Genomic DNA, 14,115 nt, shown 5'->3' on the forward strand with positions numbered 1-14,115 from the left:
TCTTATCCTTTCGCCAAGTTGCGAAGAGAGCTCTTCAAGCTGAAATTCTCACACTGATAAATCAGTGAATCGTCGTTGTAGTCGGGGTCCTCTGGCCAGAGGACCCGCATCCCTTCATGTGGGGTTTCTTCCAACACACCCATGAAGTTGATCACCGTTTTGCCCTCCAACATCGTGTTGGTGGCACGGTGCAGGTAAAACTCACCCGAAATAGTTGCTTCCAGCGCATTCTGCTGAAAATCCAGTACGCCGGTGAAAGTACCCATCTCAAAGGTCGCCTCGTCGATGTCTCTGCTCTCACCTGTCAGCTGATACTCCAGCGTCATGTCAACGGGGCTGGCCTCTACAAACACCGGCAGTTTAAACAGAATTGTCTGGTCGGACCGGTCTGAGCCCGTGACAAGAATTTGCTGCAGCGACAGCGGATCACGGTTGTCAGTAATGCCCTCCACCGCCACGTCACCAAGCTCTTCAAATGCCATCAGCAGATCGTAGTCCGACGTGAAGACATCAACGAAGTCCAAATCGTCTTTCTCAATCTCAATATGCTGAATGACTTCAGCGTCCCCGGATTGACACCGTGAAACCCGAACAACGGTGCAGTCGTCCATCTGCATCGCAATCACAGGTGCGCAGGCTTCGCGAGGAATACGTTGCCAATCCATTGCCTGAACAGGAGTTCCAGCACTCAACAACACGCAAAAAACCATCACATGTCGCAATACAGCTGTGATCATCTTTCACCCCCTTCTGAAACCGGCCATGCCGGCGCCGTTTGCTCCGCTTGTGGCGGGTCTTCCCTGCGCAGCACGGTGAAATGGCCTTCCAACAGTTTGCGCACTTTGCGCGTTTTCACGTCCATGGCCCGCTCCAAAAGCGGACGCATGATATCGAGTTTCTTCAACGCTTTCACCAGATCATGGGACTCGCCCCGCAAGATGAAATGGTTGAAGGTTTTGGACGCCGGCGAAAAGCGGGCCCAGTGGATACGTTCTTTCGGTGAGTCGCCGTGCAGCACGAGGGAGCGCATGCCGTCTTGTGGCGCAGGTACTTGACGGACCAGATCGGTTGGGAAGCGGCGGCGCCACTTCTGCCAACGGGTCTCTTCCGGCACCACGTTTGGATGCATAGAGAACTGCGGAGACGGCGCCACAACGGTGTCGACACGGGTCAGCGTCGGCAACACAAGCGCCATAAAGCCGCCCATGCTGTTGCCAATCGCAACCACCTCGTCAATGGCTTCGCGTGCCACCACCGTCTCTATCTCCTTCACTATCGCCACGGGCAAATCCGGGCTGTTCATCCATGTTCTGGCCCGCTCTGTGACCAGGATCACGTGGTTCTCTCCGCCCTGCGACGCGGTCCCCACAAATTCAAACGGCGGCATCTCGTTGGGCTTTGTACCCACCCCGCCAAGCGTGACCACCAACCGGTTGCCGGTGCCGCGCATATAAGCCACTTCATGGTCTTCGGTCGCGATCCGCATTTGAATATCGACTCGTTGATCCATTTGACGGCGACTACCTCAGTTGGTCCCGAGGTCGTTAAACAACGCCACACACTGCGCACGTGTCATTTCTTTGCGACCTTCGCCGGCAAAGGAATAGCTGTCCGGCTTCTGGTCGATGAAGATCTCGCTCAGAAGTTCAAACCCGTTGGGGTCGTCAAACAGCCCCATTGGCACCGCCGTCCCACCAGCCCACTCGTTGTCTGCTGTGACTCGATAAAACAGGTTGGTGCCACATTTATTGCACCACGCACGCTCCGCCCACTCCGAACTCTGAAGCCGTGCGATGTGCTCCGCACCGCTCCAGGTGATCGAGTCGGTTGGAACCGAAACCGCTATTAGCGCCGCACCGGTCCAACGGCGGCATTGCTCACAATGACAGATGCCCGCTTGCGCTGGCACTTGCTCGGACTCAAACCGCACCGCGCCACACAGGCATGCGCCGGTCTTGGTCGATGTGGTTTTTGTCGTCGTCATTGGGTCAACACCTCTGTCACGTTAACATTTGGCCGCTTTATGTCGCACAGTCGCAAAACAGCCGTGATACCGACGCAATACCGACGTCCCTTTTGGGAGCCCGTATTGCGCCGATTAACACTTATTCCGCAGCAATTGCCGGGGTCGCGCCCAGCTTTTCAAGGATGGCATCCGCACAATCACGGCCGTCTTTGATCGCCCAAACAACCAAGCTTGCACCGCGTACAATATCACCTACCGCGTACACCCCATCGAGGTCAGTTGCGCCGGTGGTAAACTGTGCTTTCACTGTGCCCCAACGGGTCACTTCCAGCTCTGGCTGATCCCACAGGGTTGGCAGATCTTCCGGCTCAAAGCCCAGTGCCTTAATCACCAGGTCCGCGTCCTCAACATAGTCGGCACCTTCGATCACTTCAGGGCTCTGACGGCCAGAGGCATCTGGTTGACCCAACCGCATTTTCTGCACCATCACGCCTTCAACAGCGTCACCGCCGGTGAAACCCTTCGGCGCGGAAAGCCACACAAATTCAACGCCTTCTTCCTCGGCATTTTGTGTTTCACGCTGCGAACCCGGCATGTTGGCTTTGTCACGGCGATACAGACATTTCACGCTTTCGGCACCCTGACGGATCGCCGTGCGCACACAATCCATTGCGGTATCACCACCGCCAATGACAACAACCTTTTTGCCCTCGGCATAAAGCTCGCCGCTTTCGATTTCCGGCACGGTATCGCCAAAGTTTTCACGGTTGGAGGCGGTCAGATAATCAATCGCTTTCACGATGCCTTTGGCACCAGAACCCGGTCCACCAAGGTCGCGGCTTTTGTAAACGCCGGTTGCGATAATCACAGCCTCATGTGCATCGCGGATCTCCTGGAATGTGATGCCTTCACCCACATTGCAGTTCAGCTTAAAGGTCACGCCGCCATCTTCGAGCAGTTTGTTGCGGCGCATAACCACATCTTTTTCCAGCTTAAATCCTGGAATGCCGTAGGTCAGCAAACCACCAGCCCGGTCGTAGCGATCATAGATGGTCACTTGTAGACCCGCACGACGCAAACGGTCTGCCGCGGCCAAGCCACCAGGGCCTGCGCCAATGATGCCGACGCTCTCAGAACGCTCCTGAGCAGGCGCAAGAGCCTTGACCCAGCCCTTTTCCCAAGCGGTGTCGGTGATATACTTCTCCACCGAGCCAATGGTCACGGTGCCGTGGCCAGATTGCTCGATCACGCAGTTGCCTTCACACAGGCGGTCCTGCGGGCAAATACGGCCACAGATCTCCGGGAAGGTGTTGGTGGCTTGGCTGACAGCATAAGCTTCTTCCAGACGGCCGGTCGCCGTCAGGCGCAGCCAGTCAGGGATGTTGTTGTGCAGCGGGCAGTGGCTCTGGCAATAGGGCACGCCACATTGGCTGCACCGACTCGCCTGCTCTTCTGCTTTCGCCTGAGCGAACTCCGCATAGATTTCGTCGAAATCTTCCTTGCGTACAGTGGCGCCACGCTTCTCCGGCATGTCGCGATCCACAGTCACAAATTTCAGCATAGGTTGCTTAGCCACGTCAGCTGCCTCCTGATTAAATCCAGTTCGGAGTGTTTAGATAATATTCACAGGATATAAAAGTCAATTGCACTGACCTATATTTCAGTTTTTTGACAAATATCGCAGTGCAGCCGCAATAATTGGAGCGATTTATGGTCCGATTCGGACCTATATTCTGTATTTCCCTTGAATCATTGAGCATTTATATGTGAGTCGCTCAACCAAGGATCCCACCGCAAATGGCACTTTTTCACATTTTTCTGGTGGCGATCATTCAGGGCCTCACCGAATTCCTGCCGGTCAGCTCCTCGGGACACCTGATTCTCCTATCGAAAGTAACCTCGCTACCGGACCAAGGACTCGCCATTGATGTGGCCGCGCATGTCGGCACCTTGGGCGCTGTGATTCTCTATTTCTGGAGGGATGCAAAGATTGCTTTCGGAGGTTTGCCCCGCATGTTGACCGGCCGCGTCGACACGCCCGGAGCCCGTCTGGCCTTCCTCCTGACGACCGCAACCATCCCGGTTATATTCGCTGGCCTCGCCTTAAAACTCACAGGATTGGATGAAGCTTTGCGCTCCGTCGCCGTGATTGGCTGGACCATGATCCTCTTTGGCATCGTGTTGTGGTGGATGGATCAACACGGCCCCCAAACCAAATCTGAAACGGACTGGTCTTTGAAAGACGCGCTGAAGATGGGCCTCTGGCAAGCGCTCGCCCTCATTCCCGGCACATCGCGCTCCGGCATCACCATCACCGGCGCCCGCCACCTGGGCTATGCCCGCAAAGACGCGGCAAAACTGGCCATGCTGATGTCGATCCCAACCATCCTAGCCAGCGGCACTCTGCTTTCACTGGATGTCATCAAAGAAGCCAATATGGATCTGGCCAAAGACGCTGCCATCGCCGCCGTCTTTTCTTTCTTCGCCGCCTTGCTTGCGCTGGCTTTCATGATGCGCCTGCTGCGCTCTGTGAGCTTCACACCGTATGTGATCTACCGCATCCTTTTGGGCGCCGCCTTGCTCTTCATGGCTTACAGCTGAACGCAAAAAAGCGCCGCTGAAACAGCGGCGCTTTTTGTATTCGTTGGGAAAATCGGCTTACGCCAGCGCTTTCACCCGTGCGGACAGGCGGGACATTTTCCGCGCTGCAGTGTTCTTGTGATAGATGCCTTTGCTAACGCCACGCATCAGCTCTGGCTGAGCAGCACGCAGAGCGGCGACGGCTGCGGCTTTGTCACCGGATTCGATGGCTTCTTCCGCGGCGCGGATGAAAGTACGGATGCGGGAACGGCGTGCTTTGTTAACTTCAAGACGACGCTCGTTCTGACGGGCGCGTTTTTTTGCCTGAGGCGAATTTGCCATGATCTGAGACCTTTTGGTTCGGTACGGTTTATTGCGTGCTACATCCCGAACGGGCTCTCTTCTTCAGAGAATCAGATCAAGCCTAAGCGGGCTGCACGCGCATGTATGGTGGCGCTATATAGAGATTTTGCAGCGGAACGCAATCCCAAACGCGCCGTGTGCACTGCCACACATCACTCACGCTGATCTTTCAAGGCACGAAACGCCTCCAACCGCACCTCAAGCGCATCAAAACGCGCCGCTATATCACTACCAGCTGTCGCTCGTTCCTTAAGAGACAAAACAAACATCACTGTCTTTAGAACATCACGCCAGCGCGGATTATCCGGCAGCGTTTCGATCAACAGGTACTTGTCCAGCGTGCGGGTTTGCAGCGAGGTTTTGTCGAGGTTCACCCGCCAGATACCACTAGTTTCCGCAAAGTCGATCTTGGTCTTACCTGTCGCAGCTCCCCAAACCTCCAGTGAATCTGACATTAGGGTCACGATTGTTTCGCGATAGCTTTCACCCGATGGGCCGTTTTCCGCATCATCTCCGCCTTGCGATATTAGAGAAGGTAATGAGGTATCTACAACATCCCTCAGAGAATTGACAAACTGCGCCCGTGGCACAGACGCGCGCATAAACAATACTGCCCGCCCGCCGCCTGCCTCTGGCAGCATGGCAAACAAGCTCACTTGATGAAGTTGCCCGCGCAGCGTCACCTCTATGTGAATTGGCTCATCCTCAACTTCCGTTTGCTCCAAAGGGGCCACTACCTTTTGCGGCAAGACATCTTGCAGGCGGCTCTTTTTTACGGTCACGGGCTTATCAAGCACCTGTTGGGCCGCCTCATTAACATAAGTGACCACCCCACGCGCGTTGATACAAATCAGACCATCCCCCAAAGTATCAAGCAGTTGCGCCATACGCCTTTGTGACAAACGCAAAGCGTCTTCGATCTGTATGCGGCGCTCAATCTCTTCTTTTAACTCTCGGTTTTCTGCCGCCTGACTGCGGGCGCGGCTGGCCTCTAAAAGTGTTCGGATACGGCTGAGAAGCTCGTCTTTTGCAAAAGGCTTCACCACATAATCATTGGCCCCGGCTTCAAATCCGGCCAGCATGTCACTTGTGCGCCCGCGCGCTGTTAGCAGAATGATCGGCAACTCATGCAGCCGATGACGCCGCCGCAAGTCCCGCGTCACGTCCAAGCCGCTCAGGCCGGTCATCATCACGTCCAGCACAATCAGATCCGGACGTTCCTTGGCAACACAGCGCAAGGCTTCCGAGCCGTTATGGGCAGTGGCAACCCGATACCCCTGCGGCCCAAGCAAGTTCTGCAGCACCTGAAGGTTGATCGGTTCATCATCCACCGCGAGGATCAATGGCGATCCTTCCGGTGCCACGCCGCTGGCGGCTCCAACCTCTGCCTGCAAGGTTGACGGCTGCACAAGCTCCGCTGGCAAAAGGTCATCCGACAACGCCAGAGGCGCTTGATCTGTCACAGGTAACAAAACACGAAACTCAGCCCCCTCCCCAACCGTGCTGGACACTTCGATACGCCCAGACATCATATCCGCGAGGTGCCGTGCGATGGTCAGCCCCAACCCCGTGCCGGTCGCTTGCCCGGATCCATCTGGTGTAAGCTGTTCTAATGGATGAAAAATACGCTCCATACTGTCGGCTGCAATACCCGGCCCATGATCGCGGATACTTACGGCCAACTGAGCTTTTTCCGTGGCTCGAGCCGTAATCTCAATGACACTTCCTTCGCCATATTTCACAGCATTGGACAACAGATTAAAGAGGATCTGCTCAAACCGAACCGGGTCTGCGACAACCGCGGGCAAATCCTCTCGCAGGTCAATTTGGAAGGTAGCCGGGTCCACATGAAACGTTGGCTGCAGAAGATGCACCACGTTGCGCACAGAGTGTGAAACATCAACGGGCTGCATGTCCAAACGCATGCGACCTTCACGAATGCGGTAAATATCTAGGAGGTCATCCACCAACCGTGACAGACGGCGCGCACTGAAGGTGATCAGACGCAGCTGACTGGCCTGAGCCGGCAACATGTCCCCCATCGCGCCGCCTTCAAGGGTTTCCAAAATGCCAATAATCCCGTTCAGAGGCGTGCGCAATTCGTGTGAGGTATTGGCCAAAAAACGGTCCTTGATTCGATCCGCCTCTTCCAATTCAGCGTTCTTTTCACCGATCTCCCGCAGCTTCTCCTGAAGTTCCGCGTTTTTGTCTCGGATCATGTCCAACTGATCACGCAGGGCCCGTCGCATCTGGTTCACAGCACGGGACAAACGCGCATATTCCACAGGATGATCGTATTCCGGCAGGGCATCATTGAGACTGCCGGTGGCCACAGCACTTGCAGCTTCCGACATTTTGCGCACGGGCCTTGTGATGGCATTGGAGAATATGAAAGACAAAAGCGCCAACCCAACGGCGGCCGCCAACCCAATCAGTATCAACGTGTCGCGCAACCGATAGCTGTTCAGAAAAGCCATCTCTTTGCTGGTCTCCGCGATCACGGTCCACTGTGGGAACGGCTCTTCCAATTCTCGCCATGCTGAAAGTGTAGGTATCCCTGCCAGCCCTTCGTCCAAGACTGCGACACCCTCAATACTTTTCATCGGTTTTGGAATTCGAACCTGCTCGCCAAGGGACAAACCGCCGCTGGACGCAATCACAAGTCCGCCAGAAGAAATGACAGACAGTGACGCATCTCCGTCCTTCACAAGACGTTGCAGGCTGTTGGGCGGAACTCGTAGGATCATTGCGCCTTTATGACTGCCGTGAAGCCGCACAGGCACTGCCAAATACGCCGCCAACTCGCCAGTAATTGCATCCACGGCATAGTCCTGAAACACTGGATCGAAACCGTCGCTGGATGTCACCTTATGAAATGCCTGCCCAAGACCGATAACACGTTGGTTCAACGGCCTACCGAGGTAGGCATCTTTATATGCAGAATACACCACCTGCCCGTGACGATCCGCCAAATAGAGATTGTCAAACTCCGCCTCTTGTAAAAAGTCGAGAAAATCCTGATGAAATCGGCGGTGCGTGTTGGAGTACTCAAGCGCCTCGCGTAACAGTTGATCTTCTGTCTCTCTTTCGTCGCGTTGCCCTTGAGCGCTATCCACACCAAAAATGTTTCGCAGCGTGGCACCGGCCTCTTCCGGCGTGCCCTCAATTTGCCGGAGCGCATGGCTAAACCCGTAAAACTCACCCACCGAATAGCGCACGTTTGCAGACTGCGCGAGGCTCTCCGCTTGCCGGGCCGCATAGGTCATATACTGGGAAATTTCGCTCGCCTTGGCGTCACGTACAAAAGCAACCTTCTGAAAGGTCTCTGTGGTGATGATCTGGTTGACCAACCGATAAAACACCACACCTCCGAGTGCCAGCGGCAGTACCGAAGCAAGGAGGAAGGTGACAAGCAGGCGCGCGCGAATTCCCTGAAGAGGCACAGTAGCTCCAAAATTTGTGGTTTTGCTGCAGGTGATCCTGAGACCTGACCAAGAGCGAAACAAGTATCCAAATCCAAAATGTCCAAGATTTTTTTGATTGAACTGCGGCTCCAACAACTTGAATGAGTTAGGTTTTTAAAGGGTGATCCCCTTCAATTTGTCACGTTTTGACGAAATTGCCGATTTTTCTGGTGCCATTTCCAAGGCGGCCAAGATTTCAATGCACAACATCCGTGGCGATTGGCGAGGAGACCAATTGCAACCATGATTTGTATCGTGAGGTCCAAAAATTGGGGCCATCCGGCGGATTGATATAAGGTGGGACAACCCACCTACACAGGGAGAGACAAAATGAATTTTAAGGTTACCGCCGGGCTTCTGGCTTCGGTTGCGGCTTGGTCCACTGCCGCTCAGGCTGAAGAAACTGTGCTCACCGCACTGCCGGATCAGGTCACTGCATGGGTGGAAAACTTCAACCCGTTCAACCAGACCACCGCGGCGCCCTCCGTTTTACATTTCATGTACGAACCGCTGATCATTTTTAATGCCATAGATGGTGGCAAGCCGATCTACCGTTTGGCCACCGCGTTTGACTACACAGATGACCTCAGCAGCATCACCGTGACCCTGCGCGATGGCGTACAGTGGTCTGATGGAGAAGATTTCACCGCTGACGACGTGATCAAATCCTTCGATTTGGCCCTGAGTACCCCAGCTCTAGACAGCGTGGGCATGGCCCAGATGCTGTCTGGCGTTGAAAAAATTGACGACAAAACCGTGCGCTTCAACCTTGCCACACCTTCCAGCCAAGCGATGTACCAAATCGTGCGGGTGCCAATTGTGCCTGAACACGTCTGGAGCGGCGTTGATGATCCTGTGACCTTCACCAACCCAGATCCGGTTGGCTCCGGTCCGCTGACCGAAATCCGCCGTTTTACTCCGCAGGAATACACACAGTGTCGCAATGCTAACTATTGGGATGCCGACAGCCTGAAAGTGGACTGCATGCGCTTCCCTCAGATCGCCAACAACGATCAGGCACTGGCGGCTGCCGCCAACGGACAACTTGATTGGATGGGCTCCTTCCTGCCAGACATCGACAACACCTTTGTCGCCAAAGACCCAGAGCACCACAGCTACTGGCTTCCGGGCGGCTCGCTTGTGGCCTTCTATATGAACTTCGAAGCGCCTGAGGCTGGTGACAAAGCCGCGTTCAACAATGTGAATTTCCGCCGCGCCGTGTCCATGGCATTTGATCGCGAAGCAATGGTCGAAATTGCAGGATACGGTTACCCAACCATCAACCAATACCCCTCCGGTCTTGGCCGCGCTTTTCACGCTTGGAACAACGCCGAGGTGGATGAAAAATTTGGTGCCTTTACCCAATACAACATCGACGCAGCCAAAGCGCTTTTGGCCGATGCCGGCTTTAAAGACACCGACGGCGACGGCTTTGTCGAATCCCCAGAAGGCGAACAGATCGAGCTCGAAGTCATCGTGCCAAACGGTTGGACCGACTGGGTCAACAGCTGCCAAATCGCAGTTGAAGGCCTGAACGCAGCAGGCATCAAGGCCAATGTGTCGACACCTGAAGCTGCGATCTGGACTGAGAAGCTCATCACCGGTGAGTACGACATGGCCATCAACTCAGTCCGCGTCGGCGCGACACCGTTCAACCAGTACCTCGACTCATTACACGAGGACAACCAAGCCAAATCACGCTTTGCAGCCTCACGGTATTACAACACGGAGCTAAGTGACCTTCTGGATGCCTTCACGCAGACCAGCGACACTGAAAAACAGATGGTGATTATGGCTGAGGTACAGGAGATCATTGGCGAGGACATGCCGCTGGCCTACGTCTTCAACAATCCACGCTGGTATCAGTACAACACCAAGCGTTTCGCCGGCTTTTTCAACTCTGAGAACCCAGTGGCCAACCCGGTGGTACACAAAACTAACCCCGCTCGTCTGGTGCACCTGCTGAACCTGCGCCCGGTGGAATAAACTCCCTACCTTCGGGGCTGCTCACCAGATGAGTGGCCCCGCTTTTGGCACGATACTTCCCTTCCGACAGATGGTTTGACCTGATGCGTTTTCTATTGAAGCGGCTTGGCTTCTACGGCGTGGCCTTTCTTGTGGCTGCGACCTTCAACTTCATGATCCCCCGCATGCTGCCCGGTAACCCGGCCGACATCATGCTGGCCAACTCCGGTGGCATGATTGCGCCAGAGGCCCGCGACGCGCTGATGGCAACTTTCGGCTTTATCGACGCTCCTTTGCACGAACAGTATTTTGCCTACCTCGGCTCGATCTTCACTTGGGACTTTGGCCTGTCGATCAAGTTTTACCCGATGCCAGTGGCCGATGTGCTGATGCAGGCTTTGCCGTGGACCCTCTTCCTCACTGGCTCTGCCCTGTTGATTTCCTTTTCCATCGGCACGCTGCTGGGCATCTTGGCCGCTTGGCGGCGCGGACAGCTCACCGACGTGATTGCCTCCCCAACCGCCTTGGCACTGCAATCCGTGCCAGCCGTGGTGGTGGCTCTCTGCGGTCTCTACTTCCTTGCGGTACAAAACCGTGTCTTCCCGACGTCCTACGCCTTCAACCCGAGTCTAGATCCTGCCTGGAACTGGGAGTTTATCTCGTCGGTTCTCTACCATGGCTTCCTGCCGGTGGTCACACTCAGCGTCGTATTGATCGGCGGCTACCTGATCACCATGCGTAACAACATGATTGGCCAGCTTGGCGAAGACTACCTTGCCATGGCCGAGGCCAAAGGCCTGAGTGATGCGCGCGTGCGTTACGCTTATGCCGCGCGCAACGCACTGCTGCCATCTGTGACCGCTCTGGCACTTAGCTTTGGCGCGCTGTTTGGCGGCTCGCTTATCACCGAGGTGGTGTTCAACTACCCTGGTGTCGGCAACCTTTTGTATCTTGGCATTGTTGGGCGTGATTTCCCGCTAATCCAAGGCCAGTTGCTCATCATGACACTTGCCATGCTGCTCGCAAACTTTGCGGTAGACCTGGCCTATGTCTTCCTTGATCCCCGATTGAAGAGGGCCTGATGTCTGATCTTCTCCGCACCTTCCTGCGCAACCGCAAAGCCGCCATCGGTCTGACCATTGTGCTGATCTATGTGGCGATTGCGATCTTTGCGCCTCTCATTGCGCCGTTTGATCCTGTTGCCCGAGTAGGTCGACCACACCAAGCGCCGTCGGCGGAACATTGGCTCGGCACCACCCGCATGGGCCGCGACGTGTTCAGCCAGCTGATCTGGGGCACCCGCACGTCGCTCATGGTGGGCATCGTTGCCGGCCTGATTGTCACCGCCATTGGCACCGCCATCGGCATCACCGCTGCTTATTTTGGCGGCTGGGTCGATGACATTCTGAATTTCTTGACCAACGTTGTGCTGGTTCTGCCGCAACTGCCGCTGCTGCTGGTGCTTGCTGCCTTCCTTGGCCAAGTGGGGCCCTGGGCCATTGCCCTCATTATCGGCCTGACATCTTGGGCGTGGGGCGCACGTGTCACACGTGCTCAAGCCATGTCGCTGAAAACCCGCGACTTCATTCAAGCCTCCGCAATGATAGGGGAGCCAAACTGGCGTATGATCTTGGTGGAAATGTTGCCCAACCTGCTGTCGATCATAGGCTTCAATTTCATCGGCTCCGTGATTTTCACCATCATCACCGAAGCCACGCTCGAATTCCTTGGCCTCGGCAGCCCACTCGCCACCTCCTGGGGCACCATGCTCTATAACGCGCAAACCGCTTCCGCCATTATGGTTGGCGCCTGGTGGGAAGTGCTGGCCCCCTGTGCCGCGATTGTCCTGATCGGGATTGGTCTGTCTCTGATGAACTTTGGTGTCGATGAAATTGCCAACCCACGCATGCGCACCCTTGGCAACGTGGCCAAAACCCTGCGCATCGAGAAACGACTGACCCGTCAGCGCATGCAGGAGGCCAACCAATGAGCCCTCTACTTTCTGTCAAAGACCTTCGCATCGACTATCTTACTGCTGGTGAGCCCTTTACTGCGGTGCGCGACATTTCGTTTGAGATCCAGCCCAACGAAATCCTCGGCCTCGCCGGAGAGTCCGGCTGTGGCAAAAGCACAGTGGCCTACGCACTGATGCGCCTGCACAAACCGCCAGCACTGGTGCGCAACGGTCACATCCTGTTTGAAGGCCGCGATGTACTCTCCTTTGGTGACAAAGAGCTGCGCGCCTGGCGTTGGTCGGAGGTCTCCATGGTGTTCCAAAGCGCGATGAACTCGCTTAGCCCGGTGATGACCATCTTCCGGCAGTTCTACGACATGCTCCGCGCCCATGGCACAGTGTCCAAAGCGCAGGCGCAAGAACGTATTGCACAGATGCTTGAGATGGTGGGCATCCCGTCTGACCGAATGCACGCCCATCCGCATCAGCTCTCCGGCGGCATGCGCCAGCGGGTTGCTTTGGCTTTGGCGCTCACGCTCAAACCCAAACTCATTATCATGGACGAACCTACCACCGCGCTCGATGTGGTGGTGCAGCGTGAAATCCTGCAAGAGGTGCTGCGCTTGAAAGACGAGCTCGGCTTTTCCGTTCTGTTCATCACCCATGACATCGCCTTGATGGCACAGATTTCGGACCGCATCGGCATCATGCGCGAAGGCAAGATTGTGGAAATTGGCACCACATCACAAATCGTCACTGCGCCAAAGCGCGACTACACCCGAAGCCTATGGGACGCGATGCCGCTCCTCGCCCAGCGTCCGGAAGGAATGGCCCATGCCGTCTGACACCCCGATCCTCAGCCTTGAAAATCTAAGCAAAACTTTCGCCGTGCGCCCGGTCTTCGGCCGCGCCTCGGCGGTCAACGCGCTTCGTAATGTGTCGCTGGACCTCCTGCCAGGCCGCGCCCTGGCTTTGGTCGGCGAAAGTGGCTCCGGAAAAAGCACCTTTGGCAAAATGATCGTCGGCGTTCACGCCCCCACGTCCGGGCGCATTTTGTTTGAAGGCAATGACATCTCTGGCATGACCGCCAAAGCGGATCAAAAGCGCTACCGCCAAGCGGTGCAAATGGTGTTCCAAGACCCGTTCTCCTCTCTGAACCCAGCCCATACCATTCGACACCACCTGCTGCGCGCTTTGGCGTTGCATCAACCAGAAGCCGATCCGGACACTGCACTGCAAGCCATCCTGAAAGACGTAGAGTTGGACCCGGCCTCGACCCCAGGCAAGTTCCCACATGAACTGTCCGGCGGCCAACGCCAGCGGGTGAACTTCGCACGGGCTTTGGCTGTGAAGGCAAGGATGATTGTGGCGGATGAGCCAACCTCAATGCTGGATGTTTCGATCCGAAAATCAGTTCTTGGTTTGATGCAGCGCCTCAAGTCTGAGCACGGTCTGTCGATCCTTTACATAACTCACGACATTGCCACCGCTGAATACTTGGCCGAAGATACGGCTGTGATGTTTCGCGGCCAAGTGGTCGAAAAAGGCCCAACGTCTCAAGTTGTTGGCAATCCGCAGCACGGCTACACCAAGCTTTTACGCGCCGCTGGTCCTAATCCGGAGGTGCGGCTCACCGGCAGCGACGCTGGATTTGCTGCCCAGGCCAAACTGGTACGTGAGGCCAGTACCCAGGTGGTAAGCGCGCTGTGCGAAATCAACCCCGGTCATTTCATTGCTGAACACACGGAGATGGCACATGTCTGACATGCTGGCGACACTCTTCAGCCTGCGCCGCCATTGTGATCCACCGCTCCGAACAGGGG

General features: G+C 55.8%; 12 protein-coding genes. 6 read left to right on the forward strand and 6 right to left on the reverse strand.

Going from position 1 to position 14,115, the window contains the following annotated elements; genetic code table 11:
- Nucleotides 1-2: 2 nt before the first annotated feature.
- The 4 genes from QOL67_RS02135 to QOL67_RS02150 form a co-directional block, all read right to left on the reverse strand.
- Complete coding sequence (locus tag QOL67_RS02135; RefSeq protein ID WP_283424289.1) at nucleotides 3-737, reverse strand: hypothetical protein; 735 nt, start codon at nucleotides 735-737, stop codon at nucleotides 3-5.
- Nucleotides 734-1,486 (reverse strand): alpha/beta hydrolase, encoded by a 753-nt coding sequence (locus QOL67_RS02140; RefSeq protein ID WP_283424290.1) that lies wholly within the window; start codon nucleotides 1,484-1,486, stop codon nucleotides 734-736. The genes QOL67_RS02135 and QOL67_RS02140 overlap by 4 nt, the downstream gene beginning before the upstream one ends.
- 39 nt (nucleotides 1,487-1,525) lie before the next feature.
- Complete coding sequence (locus tag QOL67_RS02145) at nucleotides 1,526-1,984, reverse strand: GFA family protein (RefSeq protein WP_283424291.1); 459 nt, start codon at nucleotides 1,982-1,984, stop codon at nucleotides 1,526-1,528.
- A gap of 121 nt (nucleotides 1,985-2,105) precedes the next feature.
- Nucleotides 2,106-3,542 (reverse strand): NAD(P)-dependent oxidoreductase, encoded by a 1,437-nt coding sequence (locus QOL67_RS02150; RefSeq protein ID WP_283424292.1) that lies wholly within the window; start codon nucleotides 3,540-3,542, stop codon nucleotides 2,106-2,108.
- A gap of 221 nt (nucleotides 3,543-3,763) precedes the next feature.
- Between QOL67_RS02150 and QOL67_RS02155 the strand changes: the two genes are divergently transcribed.
- A complete protein-coding gene (locus tag QOL67_RS02155) occupies nucleotides 3,764-4,567 on the forward strand; it encodes an undecaprenyl-diphosphate phosphatase (RefSeq protein WP_283424293.1) in 804 nt (267 codons plus the stop codon).
- Nucleotides 4,568-4,624: 57 nt separating this feature from the next.
- Here the strand turns inward: QOL67_RS02155 and rpsT are convergent, their stop codons facing one another.
- Together rpsT and QOL67_RS02165 are read right to left on the reverse strand one after the other, a co-directional pair.
- Nucleotides 4,625-4,888, reverse strand: coding sequence for a 30S ribosomal protein S20 (gene rpsT, locus QOL67_RS02160; protein WP_283424294.1), 264 nt, complete (start codon nucleotides 4,886-4,888; stop codon nucleotides 4,625-4,627).
- Between the two features lie 173 nt (nucleotides 4,889-5,061).
- A complete protein-coding gene (locus tag QOL67_RS02165) occupies nucleotides 5,062-8,352 on the reverse strand; it encodes a response regulator (protein ID WP_283424295.1) in 3,291 nt (1,096 codons plus the stop codon).
- A 351-nt stretch (nucleotides 8,353-8,703) separates the two neighbouring features.
- Between QOL67_RS02165 and QOL67_RS02170 the strand changes: the two genes are divergently transcribed.
- From QOL67_RS02170 to QOL67_RS02190, 5 genes are all read left to right on the forward strand, one after another.
- The gene (locus QOL67_RS02170; RefSeq protein ID WP_283424296.1) at nucleotides 8,704-10,359 is read left to right on the forward strand and encodes an ABC transporter substrate-binding protein; all 1,656 of its coding nucleotides are present in this window, start codon (nucleotides 8,704-8,706) and stop codon (nucleotides 10,357-10,359) included.
- 83 nt (nucleotides 10,360-10,442) lie between these two features.
- Nucleotides 10,443-11,420: an ABC transporter permease gene (locus QOL67_RS02175; protein ID WP_283424297.1), complete on the forward strand. Its 978-nt coding sequence runs from the start codon at nucleotides 10,443-10,445 to the stop codon at nucleotides 11,418-11,420.
- Entirely contained in the window at nucleotides 11,420-12,328 is a 909-nt protein-coding gene (locus QOL67_RS02180) for an ABC transporter permease (RefSeq protein ID WP_283424298.1), read from the forward strand. Before QOL67_RS02175 ends, QOL67_RS02180 begins: the two co-directional genes overlap by 1 nt.
- A complete protein-coding gene (locus QOL67_RS02185; RefSeq protein ID WP_283424299.1) occupies nucleotides 12,325-13,137 on the forward strand; it encodes an ABC transporter ATP-binding protein in 813 nt (270 codons plus the stop codon). Before QOL67_RS02180 ends, QOL67_RS02185 begins: the two co-directional genes overlap by 4 nt.
- Nucleotides 13,127-14,056: an ABC transporter ATP-binding protein gene (locus QOL67_RS02190; RefSeq protein WP_283424300.1), complete on the forward strand. Its 930-nt coding sequence runs from the start codon at nucleotides 13,127-13,129 to the stop codon at nucleotides 14,054-14,056. Before QOL67_RS02185 ends, QOL67_RS02190 begins: the two co-directional genes overlap by 11 nt.
- The last annotated feature ends 59 nt before the right edge of the window (nucleotides 14,057-14,115 follow it).

The sequence above is a fragment of the Shimia sagamensis genome (genome assembly GCF_900182745.1).
In the GTDB taxonomy this organism is placed as follows: domain Bacteria; phylum Pseudomonadota; class Alphaproteobacteria; order Rhodobacterales; family Rhodobacteraceae; genus Shimia; species Shimia sagamensis.